The organism is Sphingobium sp. HDIP04 (assembly GCF_000445085.1).
Classification (GTDB): domain Bacteria; phylum Pseudomonadota; class Alphaproteobacteria; order Sphingomonadales; family Sphingomonadaceae; genus Sphingobium; species Sphingobium indicum.
This window is the reverse complement of the sequence record NZ_ATDO01000114.1, coordinates 26501-46921: the sequence shown is the minus strand read 5'-3', so window position 1 is coordinate 46921 and position 20421 is coordinate 26501. Positions and strand designations below refer to the sequence as shown.

Here is a 20421-nt window from a genome sequence, read left to right as displayed (position 1 = left end):
CCTTGAGGTTTGTTCAGTGATCTGTCGAAGCATAATAAGTCAAAGGAAGCGGTGTGGGCGCTAATCTCGAGCAACAGAAAGTGATAGAATCGCTCGACGGTCCCTTGCTCGTTGTCGCAGGACCGGGTTCCGGCAAGACATTCTGCCTAGTTGAGCGCACCGCAAATCTGCTGGCTTCACGCGATGTCACCCCCGAACGGATCCTTATCTCCACCTTCACCGAAAAGGCGGCAAAGGAGCTTAAGGCCCGGATATCCGACCGTCTCCAACGGGCCGGCGCAAAGGTCAATCCTCTCGACCTCACGGTCGGCACGCTGCATTCGATCTTTCTCGATATCATCGATGAGTTTCGCGCTTTTTCGAGCATCCGTCGGAATTTCACCATCCTCGACCAGTTCGATCAGCAGTATTTTGTCTTCCAGCGCCTGCCGGAATTCCGTGAGATTTCCGGTTTGGAGGATTTCATCCGGCCATCGCAAAACCTGTCGTCGTGGCGCGTTGCCGAGCGGTTGTGCGGCTATTTGAACAAGCTTTCGGAAGAAGCTGTCCTGCCGGAATCCCTGGCAACAGCGACCGCGACCGAGTTGCAGATTCTGGGCGAGGCGTATGCCCTCTACCAAACGCTGCTTGGCCAATACAATTACATCGATTTCTCCTCGATCCAGGTCGAGGTGCTCCGTCTACTGCAGCTAACTGAGGTCGCGGAACAGCTCTGCGATCGCTTCGATTATCTGATGATCGACGAGTACCAAGACACGAACACGATCCAGGAACGGATCATTCTGAAGCTGGGTTCTCGCCACAACAACATTTGCGTCGTCGGAGATGATGACCAGGCTCTCTACCGGTTTCGTGGTGCCTCGATCCGCAATATCCTCGGATTTCCGAAGCGCTTTCCTGAGGGCGCCTGTCAGCAGATCTACCTGACCAAAAACTACCGGTCACATCCGGATATCGTCGACTTCTACAACCGTTGGATGGATCTTGCTGACTGGCAAGGGAACGACCGATCCTACCGCTTCCCCAAGGCCATCGAAGCAGCCGGAGATGATCGGGCCAAGCGCCCCGTCGTCTTCAAGGTTTCCGGTGAGGATGGCGAGGAGAACTGGGCCAGCGAGACTGTTGCATTCCTGACGAAACTTCACGGCGACGGCATCATCAAGGATTGGAACCAGGTCGCTTTCTTGTTTCGGTCGGTCCGCAATCCCAAGGTCACGCAGTTCGCCAATGATCTGGAGGCTGCGGGCATCCCGATTTATGCGCCCCGCTCCAACATGTATTTCGAGCGCGACGAGATCCGACTGATGATCGGCGCGTTCATGTTTCTCTTCCCGCAGTACGGGTCGATCCGTGCCTCCCGTGAGGGGATGCAGCTTGATGTCTGGGCGTATTTCGACCGGTGCCTTGGAGATTTCATTACCCATCTTAAGGCCGGGTCCGACGAGCAGGTTGCAGCCTGGGCGAAGGACAAGGCGAAGCTGCACCTCGCGCTGTTGGAGAATACCAACTATTCGTTCGCCAACCTGTTTTACGACCTGATCCAGTTTCCGACATTCAGCCGTTACTTGGGCGAGGACCTCACCCATGCCGGGGTCAGAGACAGTCGTCCGGCGCGCAATTTGGCCAAGTTCTCGCGACTGCTCAACAAGTACGAATACCTCTACAACGTCATCGTCATTCAGCCCGATCGGCTTGAGCGCGACCTGCTCACCCTCTTCAATTATTTCCTGCGGTTCCTGTGGGACGGCGGGATCGAGGAATATGAGGATGAGGCCGAATACGCCCCATCGGGCTGCGTATCCTTCATGACGATCCACCAGTCCAAGGGGCTGGAGTTTCCGATTGTGGTCGCCGGCTCGCTCGATGCCGTGCCACGTCGTCAGCAGTCACCGCTGGATGACCTGCTCGAGGCCGAATTTGGTGAGGGTGAGCCGTTCGAGCCGCTCGACAGGATCAAAACTTTCGACTTCTGGCGGCTGTTCTACACGGCATATTCCCGTGCCCAGAACATGCTGGTGCTAAGCTGTCAGGAGAATACGCCCAAGGCGCGTGGGCAGCGAAACGTGCCTTCGCAGTACTTCCAGCCTGTCTACACGCCGCTGAAAGGCTGGCGCGAGCTGCATTTTGACCCTGGCGCTGTGAAGCTGGCGACGGTGAAAGAGGCCAACCTCAAGCACAGCTATTCCTTCACATCGGACGTGCTGATTTTCGAGGCGTGCCCGCAGCAATACCGCTTCTTCAAGGACCTTGAGTTCGCCCCGGTGCGGACAAACGCCATCCTGTTCGGTACATTGGTCCATCAGACGATCGAGGACATCCACAAGGCCGTGCTGCGTGGGGATGAGCAGAAGGTCACCACCGAACAGATCGACCAGTGGTTTCGCAGCAACTACGCCAACATCTCGCAGAAGGAACGGGTCTATCTGGGCGAGCCGGTGCTGCGGATCGCGAGGCGGCATGTCGCGACCTATGTCGACCGGGAGCGGAACAACTGGCACCGCCTGTGCGAGGCCGAGGTCGAACTCAGCCTGCTCAAGGACGACTATGTCCTGACCGGCAATGTCGACCTGATCCAGGCCGAGGACGGGGCCTGGGAAATCATCGACTTCAAGACCGAAAAGAAGCCGGACCTAGTCGACGATGCGGAGAAGCTGGCGCGGTATCGGCGGCAGTTGCAGATTTATGCGCACCTGTTCGAGGAAAAGCGCGGCGTCCGGGTGGATCGCATGGCGCTGTATTACACCGGCGAGGAGGCCGGAAACCCGCGGATCACCTTCAATCGGGAAACGGCTGACATCGAGGGCACGATCGACCAGGTCGATTCCGTTATCGGCAAAATCGTATACAAGGACTATGGGTTGCGGGAGCGACCGGAGAAGCTGTGCAAGAACTGCGACTTCCGGTCATTTTGCGACATGACATTTTGCCGCGCGTGATGCGCGGCCAACGCCGAGACGGCAGGGAATTGAAGGGGCGGCATGAGTAAGGACAACCCGGAAGCATTTGAGACCTTTGAATTCGATCTGCCGCCGATCCGTGGGTTCCCCGAGCTGCGCTGGGCGGGCAAGCGCCCGTTCAAGTCGACACAGTATTTCCCTGCCCAGAAGAAGGAGTCCTACGGGGATCCGACGGATGGCTGGTGGAATCGTATCTACTGGGGCGACAATCTGCAGGTGATGTCGCACCTGCTGCGGGAGTTCCGGGGGAAGGTTGATTTAGTTTACATCGACCCACCATTCGATAGCAACGCCGACTACAAGAAGACAATCGCCCTGCTGGGATCAAAGGCAGAAAGCGATTATGGTTCGTTTGAAGAAAAGCAATACACGGACGTCTGGGACGGCGACTCATACCTGCAATTCATCTATGAACGGCTCGTGCTCATTCGAGAACTTTTATCGGATGACGGTGTATTTTTTCTTCACTGCGATCAGAAAAAGAATCACCACTTGCGGCAGATAGGTGAAGAGGTGTTTGGTTCTGGTTTTTTTCAGAATGAGATAATCTGGCACTATGAGAATAAGCTTGGAACGGGCGGCAATAAGCTCGACAATAATCATGATACGCTGCTCGTCTTTTCAAAGCATAAAGGGTGGATGCGGCGTCCTGTCCTTGTGCCCGTGAAGGTGAAAAAGGCGCAACCTGTCACCCAAAAGATCGACGGTGCGCGAGTTTGGCTGCGCGATGACGATGGAAAGAGGCTTTACAAAGAGTCTGAGGATGACCGCAAGCTGGGTGATGTTTGGACTCTCCCGATCATTAACCCCGTGGCTACCGAACGGCTTGGTTATCCCACTCAAAAGCCAGAAACATTGCTGGAACGGATCATAAGCTGTGCAACCGAGCCAGGTGATATTGTCTTCGATTGCTTCATGGGTTCAGGGACCGCGCAGTCCGTAGCAATGAAACTTGGTCGGAAGTTTATTGGGGCTGACATAAATTTGGGCGCGATTGAGACCTCCGCCAAGAGGCTCAATGCAGTAAGGCAATCGGTCGTAGCTGGACAGAACGATCTGTTCGAGCGCAACTCGACCGACAAGCCAGCTCGATATTTTCCCGGCTTCGAAGTCTACAACGTCAACAATTACGACCTTTTCCGCAATCCGGTTGAGGCCAAGGATCTGATCCGCGAGGCGATGGAATTGCAGCCATTGCCCGCTACCAGTGCTTTCGATGGTCAGCGCGAAGGTTATCTCGTCAAGATCATGCCGGTTAACCGGATCGCGACGAGGCAGGATTTGAACGAGGTCATCAACGGACTCGACTTCAAGGCCTTCGAACGCCGCAAGGCGGAAGCGCCGAACAAGCCGGTCGAGCGCATCCATCTGGTTTGCATGGGCCATGAGCCCGATCTTGGCTCACACCTGACGCTTGAGGCGAAGAAATCCGGGTTCGATATCGAGGTGATGGTCACCGACCTGATCCGCGACAAGGCGCATCTGCATTTCAAGAAGTCGTCCGATGCCCGCCTGGCCATCGAGAATGGCGAACTGGTGATCGCGGGCTTCTTCCCGATGAACCTTTTGCAGAAGCTGTCGCTGGAAAGCGATGCCGTGGAAGAGTGGCGGCAGCTGGTCGAAAGCGTGAAGGTCGATTTCCACTATGACGGTGCCGTGCTGACGCCGGCGATTGTTGATGCCCCAAGCAAGGAAGAACTGGTGGCAGGCCGCTATGCGATCCCTGACGATGCAGGCACGATCCGGGTGAAGATCACCGACCTCCTCTCCGAGTCATGGGAAGGCGAGATCAAGAATGGCTAAGGGGAAGAAGACGGTCCGGCAGGATTTCGCCTTCTTTCAGGCGCTGCTCAAATTTTACACCGACAATCGCGGGACGATCCGGAAGCGGTACAAGCAGCTTTCAAAGCAGCTGCTCGACTTCAACGACCCCGAGCTTCGGACCGATGCCTTTCTGCGCAAGCCCCAGTTCGAGGCGCTGGAAATCTATGTCTTCCTGAAGGAATTCGGCGATAATGCCCATGTCCATGAGCTGTTTCAGCAATGGGCCAGGAACGAGGGACTGTTCGCGGAATTCCAGACGACGGGCGCCGACCGGCAGGGCCAGGGCACGCTGCTTCCCTTCATGGAACTGGAGGGCGAGGATCAATATCAGGCAATCTTCGCCCGGCTGAGCGAGCGCGCCCGTTCCTACCCGAACTACATTTTCGCGCTGACCATGGGGCTGGGCAAAACCATCCTGATGGCGACGTGCATCTTCTATGAATTCCTGCTCGCCAACAAGTTCAGTAAGGATACCCGCTTCTGCAAGAATGCTCTGGTGTTCGCTCCGGACAAGACCGTGTTGCAGTCGCTGAAGGAGATTCAGACCTTTGATCTAGATCTAGTCGTCCCGCCGGAATATGCCAATTTCCTGCGCTCAAACCTGAAGTTCCACTTCCTTGATGATACAGCCTCAACCATCGGCGCGCAGGATGGATCGTCGTTCAACGTCATCATCTCGAACACCCAGAAGATCATCCTGAAGCGTCGCTCGGCCGAGCCGACTGTCACCGACAAGCTGTTCTCGGAAAAGACCGGAACGCTCTCGGAAGTCTATGGCGAGCTCTACGAGATGCTGGGTGAAGCTGCGCCCGAAACGGACGCCGATCTGGCTGTCAACGCCCGCTTCCAGCGTATCGCCCGCCTGCCCCAGCTGGGGATCTATGTCGATGAAGCCCACCACTCGATGGGGGCAACATTGGAAAAAGACCTCGGACAGGCCAAGCAGGATTCTGCGCTCCGCACGACAATCGATGAATTGGCCCGTGCACTGGAGCACAAGAAGACCAGTGTGGTCGGGTGCTACAATTTTACCGGCACGCCCTACGTCAAAGACACCATCATGCCGGAGGTGGTCTATGCCTATGGGCTGAAGGCCGCGATCGACAAGGCCTATCTGAAGCAGCCCGATTTTGTCGATTATTCCGGCAACGTGAAGTCCGGCGACTTCCTCAAACTGGCGGTGCAGGACTTCTGGGAACGCGAAGGCGAGAACCGACGCGAGGGCATGCTGCCCAAGCTGGCGATTTTCGCTTCCACCATCGAGGAATTGGACACCGAACTTCGCCCGGCGCTGGAAAAGATCCTGGCCGATCTCGGCGTATCGACAAGCCGCATCCTGGTGAATGTCGGTGACGAGAAGCTGACCACTGCCGAGGACATTCGCGAGTTCAACCGGCTCGATACAGAAGAGTCCGACAAGCAGTTCATCCTGCTGGTTGGCAAGGGCCGCGAAGGCTGGAACTGCCGCTCGCTGTTCGGGGTTGCGCTTTATCGCACACCCAAGTCCCGCATTTTTGTGCTGCAATCGACCATGCGGTGCCTGCGCGCCATCGGCGATATCCAGGAGACGGGGCACATCTACCTCTCGGCCGAAAACATGGAGATACTCAAGGACGAGCTGCAGCAAAACTTCCGCGTTACCACGGATGAAATCGGCCCGAAGAAGACCGATGACAGCGAGACCTATACCGTCACGGCTGTTCCTCCTCCCATCGTGCTGACAATCACGCGCCGCCGCGAACTTTTCCAAACCCGGCGCAAGGACGAGCCGGAAAAGTTGTCGTTCGATTTGTCAGATGCCGCGATGGAACAATATCGTGCAACGCTGCGCCGTCGAAAGGCCGTAAATGCCGCCGCAGACGAACAGGTCGATGTGACGGACATGCTAGAGAACCGGACGTTCTCGGAATACACCCTGATCGCTGAGGTTGCTCGGTATTTCGCGGGTGACGGGGTTTCACCTTTCGATATCGGCGACATGCTGGGCGAAACCGAAGTTGGACTGGGCCGACTGGCCGAAGCAGTGAACATGTCGAATGATATCCTGCATGACCTGATCGTTCCGGCCGTTTTCCAGGCCCTGTTCGAGATCAAGACGTTCGAAGATCCTGTCGAAGAGCAGATCGAGCTGGTGAAAGGCTACAACCCCGAGACCAACCGTGTTCCCTCGTTCACCTTCAGAGCAAAGCCGCATCTCGTCGCAAGCAGGGACTTCCCCCGCTACGCGGATACCCGGCATCGCACGTTCCACCTTGATCACTACTGTTTCGACAGTCAGCCTGAGATCGACTTCTTTGAAAAGGTGCTGAAGCTGAACGATTGCGACAAGATATATTTCACCGGCATGCTGGTGCATGGGCAGTCGGGGTTCCGCGTGAACTACATCCATCCGGAATCCCACACCGTATGCAATTACTACCCTGACTTTCTCATTCTTCGTGAAGACGGCACCACACATCTCGTCGAGGTCAAATCGGCCTGGAAGGCTGAAGATCCAGTTGTAGTCGCCAAGCAGGAAGCTGCAGAGCGACTGGCTGAAGGCAGTCGGTTTCACTACGCCATGCTAACCAAGGAAGATTTCGATGGCTTTCTCACGCAGGACATTGGCTGGGAGAAGTTCGTCAGCCAGCGACAGTCGACCAAAACGCTCGATATCGAACAAGATTGAATGAGATGAGCTGTTTGCATAAATATCTTGGTAGCTCACGGTATCTGATCATTGGCGGCGAGGATTTCAATTTTTGATGCCTGTAAAATAACCCCTGATTAGATACGCTCGTGTCAGTTGATGCCTTCACGGTAAGCGGATCCTCACGGCCACCTTGCACAGTGCCCACACGCCGAGATGATTGTCGCTTCTTGAGCGAGGTAGCGGGTGTCGGACGAGATCGAGGAATCAGCAAAGGGATCGTCAGCTCTGACGGTAGCTACGCTGCCGAACTTGTCGGCCAGATTGAAAATATCCCAAATTAATGTCCCAATCAAAGCCACTATTTATCTATCTGTCTATATCAGAAATTTAACATAAGATATATTATCAAACTTTTATCGTTTTATATCAATCATTTATCATCTGAAAGAGCAAGGGTCATTCCGGTGAATTGATATCCGCCCAATAGGTGATCTCCTCGAAAAGGTGCATGCCTTCCGGAGCTTCCCATCCCTTACGCCCGTTATCCCATCGGCCGATTACGGGGCGATCTCCTTCCCAGAGCAGCATGAGGCGACCGTCCTTTCGGTCGTCGGGCATCGCGCCAATCGGGTCCCACGGGATGTATTTCGCTGTGATCACGCAAAATCTCGTCGCATGCCGGCGGCGCGCGAGTTCATTCACGCTGCGCTGCTCCAGCAACGGCATTGAAGATCGAATCGACGATGTCTAGAAATAAAGTGCCCCGACGGTTTGCAAAGCAGGGACCGCCGGGGGATACCCAGTTCATATGGCGCAAGGGTGCCTAAAAATCAAGTGAAAAGGTTCCCGTGCCAACGTTCGTTCATGCCTTGTCCGCTGACCGCTTCGACACTTATCTGAAGTGGGCCGGAGCCGATCAGACGCTCGCAGAGCGCCTGTACACCTATAATGTGCAGCTTTCCGCAGCCCTCTATGGCCCTCTACACATGCTCGAGGTCGTGCTGCGTAACATGGCGGACGCGCGGCTTGCGGCCCAACATGGCGCCGCCTGGATCGACGATCCTGCGATCCTTGTGACGAACTATCAGACGGGCGCAATCGCAAAAGCACGGCAAACGCTACAGAAAGACGGGAAGGCAGCGACCCGTCCGCAGATCGTAGCGGAGTTGAACTTCGGCTTCTGGGCGTCACTCTTCGGCCCCAAGTCACACCACCTCTGGCAAAGCCTGCGACCCATCTTTCAGGCCAAAGGCGTACAGCGCGGTGTGATCGCGCGGGACTTGCGCGACCTGCGTATATTGCGCAACCGCGTCGCCCACTATGAACCCATCATCGCGCTTCCGCTCGCGCAGCGCTATGCGAGTATCACGACCTTGACGGGCTGGCTGTCTCCAAGCGCCGCGACATGGATCGCCAAGTATTCGACATGGCCGACACTTTATCCGGCCGTACCCATCCTTGTGCCCGACCCTGCATCTGGAGATTTGCTGGTGGCGCCAGCGGCGCTACCCTTTCTCCCTGCATGACCTATCTCTCCGCGACGCCTGAATCTTCAGGACAATGTCGCCCATCCAGCCCGGCATGGCCGGGCGGCCCGCGACGAGCGCACGCGTACCGGCATCGTCGAGCCGCGCGGCGAAGCGCCCGATCGCATCCGCGTCGATATTGCCCTTCCCCAGATGCGCGAGCGCCTGAACGATCGCATTCACAGACTCCGGCGCGTCGAGCACCGGCGCGCGGCTGTGCTTCAAGGTAACGCTGCGGCCGCCAGCCTTGGCGGTGCGGGTGCGACCGCTGGTGGCGTAGCTCGCCCGGGCGGGCACCTGTGTCGAGAGACCAAGGCTATTGGCCGCCGCCGCTCCCGACGGCGCGAGCGCATCGCCGCTCTGCGCGGAGAGCGCCTGGGCCACCTGCCCGGGATCCGGGCTCAGGGCACCAAGCTTGTCATGCTGGCGGGGATAGTCGTAGAGACCACGGCCGATCCGACGGATGTCACCGGCATGCGCGAGACGCGACAGCGCCATGTCGACCGAGCCGCGCGTGCCGAAGTCGACGAACTGCTTGGGCGTAAACACCCAGCCACGGCCCTTGCCGCGCACACGCTTCATAATCCGATCAGCCACCGCAGACATGTCCATGCTCCTGTGTGTTAGATAATAGCATGGTTTTTTCTAACAAGCCGTGACCACAGAAAGCGCCAGTTCCCTCGACTTTCCAAGACATTTCAGCACATGGTAGGGGGAGCATCCCTTCGCAAGATCAACCGCCCATGCGAATCAACGCTCCCGCCCACGCTCCGGCACTGGCCGCTCGGGACCAGCTCCACCCTCCAGCTCGCGCGCCGGCTGTGTCGCTTGCCGCCCCTGCATCATCTCGCGGGCCAGGGCCAGACGTCGGGAGACCGCCGGCGGCATAGCCGCCAGGAAACCCGCAATTTCGTCGGAAAGTGCCTGGTCGTCGGCCTCGCCGGTACGTGCAAGCGCCACCGCCGCCTCCGCATAAGCACCGCGTATCTGCTTCTGGCGAACCAGCGCCATCACGTCTTGCGGCCGCCGTTCCTCATCGCGCGCGTGCGCAAAGGCCCGGGCGCGCAGCACGTTGAGTTCATCCATATTGAGCCGGCGCCCCTCCTGACCGATCCGAGCATCGAGATGCAGCGCTGCAGAGCGCACACGCTTTTGAACGTGACCGCGTGCGCGTCTGGGCGTCGCCTCAGCCGCGATGCCGCGCGCCCGTAGCTCATGCGCGAATGTCTCTCGCATATGATGGAGGTCGGCCTTGCGCGGGTTGAACCGCCTACCGTCCGCACCTTCGGTGGCCACCGTCAGATGGATGTGCGGATGATCGGTATCGGTGTGGAGCGCCAGCATATAGGCGTGATTGTCCTCGAACAGGATGCGGGCGAACGCCTGGGCGGCATCCTGCAGCGTCTCGGGATCGGTCGAACCGCTGGGCATGGAAAGGACCAGCGACAGCGAGGTCGGCCGGTCGCGGCCATGCTCGTTCATCGCCTCATCGAGCATGGCCCAGTCCTGCGCGATCTCCTTCAGCCGTTTGGGATCATCGATGATCTCGCCCTCGCTCGAGCGCACCGCAAGCTTCCCGTGCCGCGCAACATAGCCGAAATGCTCGGATAGATGATGCGCGCCATATTGCTTGCCCGAGACCTTGACCATGACCTCCGGGGCCTTGCGCACGATCCGCTCGAGCTTGGCCCGAGCCTCGGCCTGGCTCAGCGACACGGGCCGCCCCTGCCCTCCCCGGCCCGGTGCGCCTCGTCCGATGCGGACATAGGCCCCCCGCAGTGTCCGTTTACCGCCGGTGGGCGGCCGCCATGCCTCCATGAGGCTGGGCAGCGGCAGGATGCCCTCCTCCTCAAGCATCGAGGCTATCCCAATAGGCAAGATCGCCCTTGAGCGCGGTGCCGAGACCGGCAAGCGCCATCCGGATTTCCGTCCGAAAGCTTGCCACCCGCGCCGCCTCGCGCGCGACATCGAGCCCGGATTCGACCATCACCGATGCGTTGAGCGCCCGCGTCGCCTGATTGAGATTGATGCCGATCCGGTTGAGCTCGCGCCACGCCTGAGCCACTGCCGCCCGCTCTTCGAGCGGTAGCGGTGCCGCCGAATGCAGCCGGCGGCGCACCAGCCTTGTCACCCAGTCTGTGCGCTTCATACCCAAAGCATCGGCCTCGGCATCCAGCGCGGCAGTTTCCGCATCGGTCAGCCGGATCTCAAACCGCCGCGTTGTTCGCTCCCGCCGGCGGACTGGTCCCGGCGTCCCGCCCTCCTCCGCGTCCACTGCAGTCATGACGAGGCGCCGCAGCAAAGCCGAGCGGCCACCGGCGCTGTCCGCCGCAGCATCGAAGCGCTGGGCGACTTCATCGTCGAGACGGAAGGTGAAGACGGGCATGCATCAAAGGTTATTGTCATACATCCCCGGCGTCACGCCTATCCGGCCCTCACCTTCACTCAACTCATCTGATAGTCTGCTTGAGCAGACTTCGACCCTATTTGGCAAAATGCGCCTATCATTCACGCCTGATCCACGAAGGGCGGCGCCACCGGCGCCGCCCCAGCTCGAACCGACGCAAAAGGCCGCACCCCGAAAGGGGCGCGGCCGACATACACACGAACAGGATATGCGAACGCGGAGGAAGAGGATCAGAGCATCGCGGCGTCGGGACGTCCCTCAGACGCTGTGCAAAGTCGTTCGGCCGCGATCTCTTGCCGGGAACCATCGCCGAAGATCACGACAACACGCGGGCCAAGGACAAGACGCGCGGGACGGCCATCGACTTCAACGGCAAGGCTGGCCTCTGGCGTTTGCTCCCCTGGTCGCGCGACTGGCTCAGTCCCTGCCCGCAGTTGGGGACGGGCGACGGTCACCGCCGCGGCCTCCATCGGCGCTGCCTCAATGCTGGGAACGTCCGTCTTACTCTTCAGCCCGGCAATGAACCGCGCGCCTTCCGCCAATGTCGCGCCGCTCTCATCCCAGGCGCCCACATAGGCCTCGACTTCCGCAGGATAATCCCTGGCTGTGCGATGCAGGTCATAGAGCAGCCGGATCGGCGCGCGCGGGAGCACCTCCCTGAGATAGGCAGGCATGTCACCATAGGCTGCATAGAGCGAGACAAACTGCTTGGAGCGGCCCAGCGCAGCGGCGATTTCGACCTGGCTCATGCCGCCCTTGAGCATACGGGCAATCGCATGAGCGAGCTCGACCGAAGAAAGGTTCGCACGCTGATCGTTCTCAACGATCTGATCGGCGAGCAGATGGGTTCCCTCCCCCTCGGCCACGACGATCGCCGGGATCGTCACCCGGCCCGCGAGCTCGGAGGCACGAAAGCGCCGCTCGCCCAAACGGATGCGATGCAAGCCGGCGGCGTCGGCGGGCGCAACCGTGATCGGCTGCAAGACCCCGCGGGCCGCTATGGAGGCCGCAAGCTCGGCCAGGGCGTCATCGTCGAAACTGCGCCGGGGATTGCCGGGGTCGGGGATGACTCGATCCAGAGGGATTTCCTCGACCCGGCGCGCTGTTTCATGCGCGCCGACGAGCAGGCCGAACTCCTCGATGCGTTCGTCGAACTTACCCATCAGGTGGCGGCCGCTGGCGCTGAACCGAGCCGCCGTTCGATCTCGGCGAGGATCGGCCGAATTTCCTCGGCCGCCGCCTTGGCGCCGCCACCACCCTCCATCCAGACCGGCCGATGATTTTCCGCGGCATGCTTGTAGGTCGGTCGCGCCTTAATAAAGGCCGGGAACATCAGCCGCTCGCCCACCGCGTGGGCGAGCTTGACGGCATTGTCTATTTCGCGCCGGTCGAACGGGTTGACCATCGATGGCAGCAATCCGAGGAAATCGATCTTGCGCCCCGCCCTCGCCGCCTCGGCCTTGCGCAGCGCGGTCAGCAGCATCTTGGCGCACTCGACCGAATCTTCGGCGACCTGAACGGGCGCGATCACTGCGTCGGCGACCGCGAGAGCGCTCAGGGTAAGCTCGTCCCATTTGGGACCGGTATCGATCACGCACAGGTCGAAATGAGGCGCGAGCGCAGGAAAGCGGCCGAGAAAGTCGCGCACATCCTGTGCCGCCTTGATCATCTGCAAACGCTGGTCGGCAGCGAGCAAAGTGAGCCCGACCTGGCCATCGGCGGCAAGAGCCGCCGATGGATCGAAGAGATCCGCCGCGAAGCCCCCCGGCCGCTCGCGGGCCAGACGGCGTGACGAACTAGCTTGCGGGTCCAGGTCGACAAACACGACCCTGCGTCCCGCCGCTTCGGCCAGATACCAGGCGAGATGCGTGGCGAGGAAGGTCTTGCCTACCCCGCCCTTGAGAAGGCTCACAGCGATCGTCCTCATCGGGGCGGCCAGCTCAACAATAGTCTTCCGGACCGTCGCGCAGATTGCGCTCATAATGGTCACGCGATGACCAGTCGCCGCCACCGCCAATGCCCGGACCGACATAGCGGAACAGGTAGACGGTGAGCGCAAAACAGCCGAACGCAAAGAGGATCGCGTGATCGGGATGGGCGGCGAAATAAGCGGACATGGCGTTAACTCCTCAAATGGTCTGATCCCGCGGCGGTTCACGGCTTTGCACCGGCCCGGGGGCGATGCTCCGGTGCACCCTCCCCTCCCCGAGCGCACTTGGTGCGTGGACATCCTTTGCGCGCAGTCTGCTCAAGCAGACTTTTCACGGCCATCCCCCCGGTCAGGGGGATGGCCGTGCCGATCAGTATTCTTCGGCGAGTAGGATCGTCAGAACCCGAGTGGTGACGTCGGGATTGGCTGGATCGGGTGAGCCCCAGGCAAGCTCGAGATCATAATAATCGATCTTCCAGTAGAGAATGGCGCTGTCATATTCGAAGCGACCAAAATCATGCTCGCCCAATGGATCGTTGTCGGAATTGAAGCTGTCATAGTTTCGCACCGTGCGCAGGATCTCAGCGCGTCTGCGAAATCCGCGGAAGAGGGACACATCCCCGACCAGCGCGGCAACGCCCGCGGTCATGACGATCTGGTTTCGGCCAGGGCTGCAAATAGATCTCCGCAGGCTGTCATTCAGTGCGGCGATGCGGTCGATCCGCTCGGCTCGGTCTGCCGATTGTTGAGAAGGCTGCGACATGGCTGTGACTCCGGTCTGGATCAGCCCCGCCCATCGGGGCCTTCCGACAGGCGCCCCAAAGGGCGGCGTCATAGCGGGGTCGTGCACCCGGAGGGTCGCAACGCAGTGGAGAAGCCCGCCTATGCGGGCTTGCTCGGCCCCGCGCGCCGACCAGGAAGCCGACAACGGAAAAGGACCCAATGGCGTGGACACCTGTCCGGTGTCGCACCCGTGTGATTGGCGCTCTCGGACTGCAGGAGACTCACCCTCTCGATTACGCCCATCTCAAGCCGAAGTTCGAGATCGGTGGGAATGCCGAAGCAGCAGGCAAATGATGCCACCACCGCTCACGGCAGGGATCGTCACCCTAATGGGCTGAGACTTGGAAATCCAAGTCTCAGGGCGAAGCCTAGAGCCCGATCCGGGTTCGCCGGAGCCGCCCGTTCAGCTCTTCACGGTTCTCCGGAAATTGCCGAGAACAGAGCACAGCTTCTGGCTTTTACGCTTCAGATCAGCGAGCCTTTCTTCCGCTTCGGCTTGCTCGCAAAGCAGCATAAGGCGTTCAGCCTGCTGTCCGCGGATCGAGACATGGCGCAAGATCACGATCCATTTGCCGGTTCGCTCAAGCGCGATCTTCGCCTGACCATGGGCAAGAAACGACCGTAGGCCCTCGAGTGTGCGGAGATCCGAAAGGGCCTTGGCGGCCGCCTTGCCTTCTTGAGCGAAAGCGCCTTCTGCCTCGATAAGTTTGCTGAGGTCATCGAACCGCTGACCGATCAAATGCCGCAGCCGTACTGTCTCCCCTCGACCCGGAATGGCCTTGAGAAGGAGCAGCGTTTCGGTGACGGCCGCTTCAGCCGCCGAGAAATGCTGCAAACACGCGCCTCGCCACGCGTTCACATCTTGGATCGCCTGGTTCCACAAGGGATCATCGTTGGCAATTTCGATTGGCGCACCTTCATCCATGCCAAACGCCTAGCGCTGCCGCCTTTATTTTCCTTGAATCAATGACACGCCCTCCATGGCAAAGCCGGGAGCCGTAGGCTCCCGGAGGCGCCATCAGGCGAATGGATCATATTCGGCCACCAGGGCAACGCTGCCGTCCGCATCCTCTGCGGTGATGACCCCATATTGCTGCCCGATCGCGATGACGAAGGTGACCGCCATGAGGCTGCGCGAGAGGCTGAAGGCGTGACGACGAGCGGTTGCGATGTCGGCGAACATGTCGGGGCTCCTTTGCGCGCCGGCGGGTCCGTCCCGCTCGACTGGCGCCCGATGTGTCCGGCCGGCGGCCGCGATCACTTTTTTGGCGCAGCCCAAAAAGCCGTAGCGCAGCGACCGGACCCCTTGCGGGTTGATCGCAAAAGGCCGCCGGTCGGACCAAGGATTGCGCCTGATTGAGAGCGGGTGGGCCCGTCGGCCAGGATCCCATGATCCCGCCGACTTTTGCCCCGGGAGCCACCCCCGCGCCCCCGATCTGATGGATGGCACACCCATGACAAGCACGCGCCACTGGGCTAGCGTCGCCGCGATGCTGTTCGCACTCCTGCTTGCCGCCACCGTCATTCCCGATGGCCAGGTCTTCACCTGCACACCGACGCGCGTCTGGGATGGAGATGGGCCGATCTGGTGCCGTGAAGGCATGCATGTCCGTCTCGCCGGAATTGCGGCCCGAGAGATGGACGGGAGTTGCCGGCCAGGTCAGCCCTGCCCCGAGGCGAGCGCCCTCGCCGCCCGTGACGCTCTTGTTAATCTGCTCGGCGGCGCCCAGGGGCGGACCAGCACGGGCCACATTCTGGTCGATGGTCCCACCATGCGCTGCCTTTCAACTGGCAATGCGCGCGGCAACAGGACCGGCGCCTGGTGCGCGGCGCCCTCTTTCGGCGATCTGAGCTGCGCCATGATCCGCACCGGCACCGTGCTGCGCTGGGATCGCTATGCCCAAGGGCGATGCCGATCCCGCTGATCCGCTTGCCTCCTTTCCCGCCCGAGCAGGGAAATAGGCCCGGCGGCGAGGCCGCCGGGCCTGATGGGACCGATTTCAGAATGGGATTTCATCATCCTCGGGCTCGTGGCCGCCGCCCGCATTGTCGTTCGCCTTGGCGCGGGTGAGGAAGGTCACCTCATCGGCGATGATCTCGACGCCGTAGCGCTCGATATTCTCGTTGTCGGTCCAGCGGGTGTAGTGAATGCGGCCACGGAGCATGACCTTCATGCCTTTGTCGACATACTGCTCGACCGTCTTGCCGACCCCGTTGAAGCAGGTGATCCGGTGCCATTCGGTATCCTCGAGCCGGCGGTTGTTGTCGTCGCGGAGGATCTTGCCGTTGCTGTCGCGCTTCGGACGCGAGGTGGCGAGGCTGAAATGCGTGATGCGGGTGCCGCCCTGGGTGGTGCGGGCTTCGGGCGTGGCGCCGACATTGCCGGCGAGGATGACGAGATTGTGCATGGCTGGAGTTCCTTCGAACTGGGTCCAAGGGACCGTCCCTTCGACTGATCCCCGGCCAAGGCGGACAGGACGGATCATCCACCGGCAGGCGCAGCGCCGGGAAACCCCGAGACAAGGGGTGGTGCGGGCAGCCGTGGTACACGGCAACTCGGCCCGAAGGATCGCGGGTTGGATGGACCGGACGGCCGACTTAGGGGTCAGATGAGGAGAAAGACGGCTCGTCGCTTGGCCGTGCCAGGAACCCCTCATGGTAATCACGGGCATCCCCGACCTATAGGGCCACGCCGGTCCAATGCCTTGGCGAACCTCAAGCTCGACTTTGCCCCGCCCGCCGCCCAAGCCGCGCGGCGAAACGGACCATATCCCGCGCCGCCGTCCGGCGGAACCCAAACCATGGCATGCTCATGCTAGGGGACGGGCAAGAAGGCACAGTTACGGCGTCGGCATCGGCAGGCTCAGTCCGGCCGCCACGGCATCGAGGAACGAGCCAGTCGCGCGCAGCACGGCCGCGAAATCGCAAACATAACCATCCGCCACCAGCGCGTCGATACGATGCCCGGCATAGGCGGGACCGAGGCTTGTAAGCAAATCGACGAGAATACGGCCCCGGGTGGGCAGGCCAAGCCGCCGCGCTTCGTCGAAGGCGGCGATGAGGTCGTGACGAATATCGCGCGCGACCTCATCGTGCGACCAGCCCCGGCTCATAAGATAGGCTTTGAGCCCCAGCTCGCAGGATATCGCCCGCAGGTGCAGCGCGGGAGCAAGAGCAACGGTGGCTCCAAAGCGTGCCCCTTCGTGAAACTCGCGCGCGCGATCAAGGAAGATCGAGGCGGTCTGTCGATCGCCGGGCTCCGCCAATCTCTCGATCGCGCGCCAGCGGCGTGGCGACAGCTGGCCGAGCCATGCCGGGCCGCCTTGGTTGCGCAACTGGCGCAGGCAGGCGCCATTGGCCTCTTCGACGTCGCGGCCGGTCGACCACAAAAATAGCAGCTTCGCTTTCCAGCGGCGGCCATGCGCCGCGCGAAAGGCAAGGAGCGCGCGCGCCGTGGGGTGATCGGGCATGAACATGATGCAAACCTCCGGGAAACGGGACGCACCCGCCCTGCCCTCCTCCCCTCCGGCATTCGCAGCATTTCGAAACGGGGTAAGCCGGCCGCCAAAGCGGCCGGCGCGGCGGATCAGCCGCAGGGTCGCGACGCTGGCGGTGTGCCAAGCGGTCCGCGGCGATCAACGACGTGGATGCCCCGCGCCTTGGCCTCGATCACCAGCCTTTCGGTGACACCATTGCCTTGGAAGGCGATAACGTAGCGCGGCTTGACCGATAGCATCTGCTCATTGCGGCGGAACCCGGCGCGATCGCCGAGCTTGCGATCGAGCCCGAACCGCAGCTGCTGGATACCGTTCTGCTCGGCCCAGGACGCGGCCAGGCGCTCAATGCCTTTCATGTCACCGCCATGGACGAGATACATGTCGCCCACCCGCTCGCGGACGGCATTGAGCGTTCGCAGCAGGTTATCCGCAAACTGCTTGGCCTCGTCGTCGCTGGCGAAACGCAGCCGCCCGCCGGCGAAGATCACGGGCGTACCATGGACCATATTGGCATCGCGCACCCGTTCTCGCCGCGCCTGGAGATAGGACCGGCCATCGACTATCGCCGCGGTCGTGCCGAGAGAAATGCGGTTGCCCGACGCCGGCACCCAGGAACGGCCCGTCTCGTGGAGATAATGGCGGGCCGCCGTGTCGCGCATGGTCTCATAGGCCTCGGCGGACTGTTCGATCTTGCGGGCGAGATCGATCTTGTCCTCAAGGTCGGCGGTCGCGACTTCCGAGCCATCCTGCTCGGCTAGCAGAAGCCGAATCTCGTCCGTCAGCCGGTCGATCATCTGGTGCTTCTTGGCGGCGGCGCGGTGGAAGAGATTGACCAGGCCCCAGCCCAGATCCTCGATGTCGCGCTCGAGCGCACTAAAGGGGAAAAGCGCGAAAAGATCGCTCCAGACAGCGCTGACGGTTTGTTCCATGGCTTCGGCGGGGGGCGGCGCCTCCAGGGTGCGCAGGTCGCCAGTGTGATCAAGATGACCAAGTTCGAGGGCGGAGAGTATCGCCGAGAGAGTGCTGGTCATGAGCTTTGCCTTTCGTTCCACTTGGGGCCGGCGGCCCATCCGCCGGATGCGCAGCCTCCGGGCCATCGAAGGAAGCGGCGGCAGCACCGCCGGGCAAAGCCCAAGGGAAACCCGGGACAATGCCGGGTGGAGCGGGCAGGCGCGCAAGCGCCAACACGGCCGGATTGGCCCCGGATTGCGGCAGCCAGCGCGATGGCCCAAGCATGCGCATCCTCTGGCGAGGGGCTGAGGCTTCATGGAATCAAGGAGCAGCGATTTTCCAGCGATCGTGTCAAATCTCGGATGCTGGATCTCGTCGCATCATGATCGACGCCTCCCGAACAGGCAGAGCTTGGGACATTACTGCCGATCAGAGGGAAGATGTCGAACGGCAGGCTATATTGATAGCCGACGTACCCGCCTTGCCTGCCGGGGTTGCAAAGGAGCGCAGGCCCGGGAGGCTACGCCTTAACCGTTCGGCGGCCCGATCAGGTATTGAGCGTCCGTCACCTTCTCCATCCAGGTCACATTTTTCCCGTCGAGCGCCTCCTGGACAGCGACGTGGGTCATGCCCTGTGTGGGCGTTGCACCATGCCAGTGCTTCTTATCGGCAGGGCAAAGCAAGATGTCTCCCGCCTGAAATTCGACGATCGGCTCACCTTCGACCTGCGTCCAGCCCACGCCCTCGGTCACAATCAGGGTTTGGCCGAGCGGGTGCGAGTGCCACGCGGTTCGGGCGCCCGGTTTGAACTCGACGATCGCGCCGGTGATGCGAGACGGTTGGGCAGCATGCCCTCATCGCGGCAATAGCACGTCTTGCTTGGCTGCGCACGCCAGCGCTGCCTCTGCGCTTGACGCGCTCAACGAACGAGTGGGTGTCTACGAAAAGACCCGCCCGCGGTGAAGCGGACGGGTCGAGGCGCGGCGTCGTGGTTCCCAAGACGCCGTCGGGTCGCGCGATCACGATAGTGCGTTGCAGTGCTCTGAGCCAGCACAACGAGATGCTGGATTTTCGCGCTTAAGGTTCGCGCATTCTGGACCTCGCCACCTCTCCTTGCAATTCCGCGCATTTCTGATAGATGCATTTGTAATACATGATTGGAGCGTTGAGTCGTGGACGGTGTCACCAAAATATTGGAAAGTGACCTCGCCGATCTGGTTGAGGCCTTTTACGGGCGGGTCAGAACCGACCCCGAGCTCGGGCCAGTTTTCAATGACGCGGTCGACGACTGGCCTGAGCATCTCCACAAACTGGCCAACTTCTGGTCTTCCGTCATGCTCTCGACGGGTCGGTACAAAGGCCAGCCCGTTCCGGCTCATATGAAGCATAAGGCACGCATAACCCCAGCGCTTTTCGAGCGTTGGTTGGCGCTTTGGGCAGCGACTACTGGTGAACTGATGCCTCCCGAGGCGGCAGCGGCCTTGCAAGCCAAGGCTGAACGCATTGGTGATAGCCTTCAGCTGGCAATGTTTTTCCGATTGGATGAAACGCAATCCGCAAGCGGGCAACGGGTCGGAAGAAGGGTTCCGCGCGCGACAAATGAATCCGCTCATGGCTGAAATTCAACCCTATCGTTCGACCCCGATCTTTGATCAGGATTCCCTGCCGGCAGCGTTGCGTGGGCGTCACGATACAAAGGCAGGCGTCTGGGGTGTTATCCGGGTTTTCGAGGGAGAGCTGAAGCTCACCTACCTCGATCCCCCCTCAGAAGTCATGCTGAGGCCCGATCGCCCCGGATTGATCCTCCCGCAACAACCGCACTTCGTGACGCCGGTCGGCGACATGAAAATGCGGGTGGATTTCTACGATCAGCCTCCACTCGTCTGATCCTGTTGCCTTGCAGTTTGCCTCAAA

At 60.6% G+C, this 20421-nt stretch carries 20 protein-coding genes and 1 pseudogene; 7 read left to right on the top strand and 14 right to left on the bottom strand.

All coding sequences use genetic code 11. The annotated features are described in order from the left end of the window. Positions 1-53: 53 nt before the first annotated feature. The 3 genes from L286_RS40820 to L286_RS40810 are packed head-to-tail and all read left to right on the top strand — an operon-like array spanning position 54 to position 7449. Positions 54-2936: an ATP-dependent helicase gene (locus L286_RS40820; protein WP_031293476.1), complete on the top strand. Its 2883-nt coding sequence runs from the start codon at positions 54-56 to the stop codon at positions 2934-2936. Between the two features lie 42 nt (positions 2937-2978). Beyond that, positions 2979-4760: a site-specific DNA-methyltransferase gene (locus tag L286_RS40815; protein WP_021223790.1), complete on the top strand. Its 1782-nt coding sequence runs from the start codon at positions 2979-2981 to the stop codon at positions 4758-4760. Further along, a complete protein-coding gene (locus L286_RS40810) occupies positions 4753-7449 on the top strand; it encodes a TnsA endonuclease N-terminal domain-containing protein (RefSeq protein WP_021223789.1) in 2697 nt (898 codons plus the stop codon). Before L286_RS40815 ends, L286_RS40810 begins: the two co-directional genes overlap by 8 nt. 420 nt (positions 7450-7869) lie before the next feature. Here the strand turns inward: L286_RS40810 and L286_RS0124920 are convergent, their stop codons facing one another. After that, on the bottom strand, positions 7870-8073 hold the full coding sequence (locus tag L286_RS0124920) for a hypothetical protein (protein WP_031293475.1): 204 nt from the start codon (positions 8071-8073) through the stop codon (positions 7870-7872). A gap of 188 nt (positions 8074-8261) precedes the next feature. Between L286_RS0124920 and L286_RS40805 the strand changes: the two genes are divergently transcribed. Further along, entirely contained in the window at positions 8262-8939 is a 678-nt protein-coding gene (locus tag L286_RS40805) for a hypothetical protein (RefSeq protein ID WP_007684587.1), read from the top strand. Here L286_RS40805 and L286_RS40800 read toward each other — a convergent pair. From L286_RS40800 to L286_RS40770, 9 genes are all read right to left on the bottom strand, one after another. Beyond that, positions 8919-9551, bottom strand: coding sequence for a DUF6088 family protein (locus L286_RS40800; RefSeq protein ID WP_017182166.1), 633 nt, complete (start codon positions 9549-9551; stop codon positions 8919-8921). The two genes, L286_RS40805 and L286_RS40800, sit on opposite strands and share 21 nt — an antisense overlap. A gap of 138 nt (positions 9552-9689) precedes the next feature. Continuing rightward, complete coding sequence (locus L286_RS40795) at positions 9690-10796, bottom strand: relaxase/mobilization nuclease domain-containing protein (RefSeq protein WP_021223785.1); 1107 nt, start codon at positions 10794-10796, stop codon at positions 9690-9692. Further along, positions 10789-11325, bottom strand: a complete 537-nt coding sequence (locus L286_RS40790) for a plasmid mobilization protein (RefSeq protein ID WP_021223784.1) — start codon at positions 11323-11325, stop codon at positions 10789-10791. The genes L286_RS40795 and L286_RS40790 overlap by 8 nt, the downstream gene beginning before the upstream one ends. 251 nt (positions 11326-11576) lie before the next feature. Continuing rightward, complete coding sequence (locus tag L286_RS40785) at positions 11577-12509, bottom strand: ParB/RepB/Spo0J family partition protein (protein WP_021223783.1); 933 nt, start codon at positions 12507-12509, stop codon at positions 11577-11579. Beyond that, a complete protein-coding gene (locus L286_RS40780; protein WP_021223782.1) occupies positions 12509-13273 on the bottom strand; it encodes a ParA family protein in 765 nt (254 codons plus the stop codon). The genes L286_RS40785 and L286_RS40780 overlap by 1 nt, the downstream gene beginning before the upstream one ends. A gap of 13 nt (positions 13274-13286) precedes the next feature. Continuing rightward, complete coding sequence (locus L286_RS49035; protein WP_017182162.1) at positions 13287-13463, bottom strand: hypothetical protein; 177 nt, start codon at positions 13461-13463, stop codon at positions 13287-13289. A 183-nt stretch (positions 13464-13646) separates the two neighbouring features. After that, on the bottom strand, positions 13647-14039 hold the full coding sequence (locus L286_RS0124915) for a DUF3768 domain-containing protein (protein WP_021245272.1): 393 nt from the start codon (positions 14037-14039) through the stop codon (positions 13647-13649). Between the two features lie 423 nt (positions 14040-14462). After that, entirely contained in the window at positions 14463-14984 is a 522-nt protein-coding gene (locus L286_RS40775) for a hypothetical protein (protein WP_021223781.1), read from the bottom strand. A gap of 93 nt (positions 14985-15077) precedes the next feature. Then, positions 15078-15242, bottom strand: a complete 165-nt coding sequence (locus L286_RS40770; protein WP_170825653.1) for a hypothetical protein — start codon at positions 15240-15242, stop codon at positions 15078-15080. A 307-nt stretch (positions 15243-15549) separates the two neighbouring features. Here L286_RS40770 and L286_RS40765 point away from each other — a divergent pair, with 307 nt between their 5' ends. Continuing rightward, entirely contained in the window at positions 15550-15984 is a 435-nt protein-coding gene (locus L286_RS40765) for a thermonuclease family protein (protein WP_031293473.1), read from the top strand. Positions 15985-16059: 75 nt separating this feature from the next. Here the strand turns inward: L286_RS40765 and L286_RS40760 are convergent, their stop codons facing one another. The 4 genes and pseudogenes from L286_RS40760 to L286_RS0124905 form a co-directional block, all read right to left on the bottom strand. Beyond that, on the bottom strand, positions 16060-16467 hold the full coding sequence (locus L286_RS40760) for a single-stranded DNA-binding protein (protein WP_021223778.1): 408 nt from the start codon (positions 16465-16467) through the stop codon (positions 16060-16062). A gap of 432 nt (positions 16468-16899) precedes the next feature. Beyond that, entirely contained in the window at positions 16900-17535 is a 636-nt protein-coding gene (locus L286_RS40755) for a hypothetical protein (protein WP_021223777.1), read from the bottom strand. A gap of 110 nt (positions 17536-17645) precedes the next feature. Then, on the bottom strand, positions 17646-18587 hold the full coding sequence (locus L286_RS40750; protein WP_020820493.1) for a DUF2493 domain-containing protein: 942 nt from the start codon (positions 18585-18587) through the stop codon (positions 17646-17648). Positions 18588-19034: 447 nt separating this feature from the next. Beyond that, positions 19035-19340 (bottom strand): annotated as a pseudogene (locus tag L286_RS0124905) ((R)-mandelonitrile lyase); the annotation flags it as partial. A gap of 339 nt (positions 19341-19679) precedes the next feature. Between L286_RS0124905 and L286_RS40745 the strand changes: the two are divergent. Together L286_RS40745 and L286_RS40740 are read left to right on the top strand one after the other, a co-directional pair. Further along, on the top strand, positions 19680-20126 hold the full coding sequence (locus L286_RS40745) for a group III truncated hemoglobin (RefSeq protein ID WP_021223774.1): 447 nt from the start codon (positions 19680-19682) through the stop codon (positions 20124-20126). After that, positions 20119-20394, top strand: coding sequence for a DUF1971 domain-containing protein (locus L286_RS40740; RefSeq protein WP_021223773.1), 276 nt, complete (start codon positions 20119-20121; stop codon positions 20392-20394). Before L286_RS40745 ends, L286_RS40740 begins: the two co-directional genes overlap by 8 nt. Positions 20395-20421: the final 27 nt, after the last annotated feature.